The sequence below is a fragment of the Affinundibacterium flavidum genome, from assembly GCF_014284175.1.
GTDB lineage: Bacteria > Pseudomonadota > Gammaproteobacteria > Burkholderiales > Burkholderiaceae_D > Undibacterium > Undibacterium flavidum.
Window position 1 is genome coordinate 1 of record NZ_JACOGA010000090.1, and the last position, 232, is coordinate 232.

Here is a 232-nt window from a genome sequence, read left to right on the forward strand (position 1 = left end):
ATGAACTGACCCCAAAAAGTTGGACAGTTTGTTAGTTAGGCATTCAAGGGCTGATTTCTGTATTGCACAGGACTCAGCCCTTTTAGTTTAAGTTTGATTCGGTCTTGATTATAGTAGCGAATGTATTCTTTGATACCTTGCTCAAGTTGTTCGACGCTGGTGAATTGATTTAAATAGAAGAATTCTGTTTTCAACACAGCAAAGAAACTCTCCATCGCAGCATTGTCGAGGC

Annotated in this window: 1 protein-coding gene; it reads right to left on the minus strand. The window is 39.7% G+C overall.

Translation table 11 applies throughout. The features are described from left to right. Positions 1-35: 35 nt before the first annotated feature. Positions 36-232: IS3 family transposase (locus H8K55_RS21485; protein WP_186944283.1), on the minus strand; the 197-nt coding region annotated here is incomplete at its 5' end.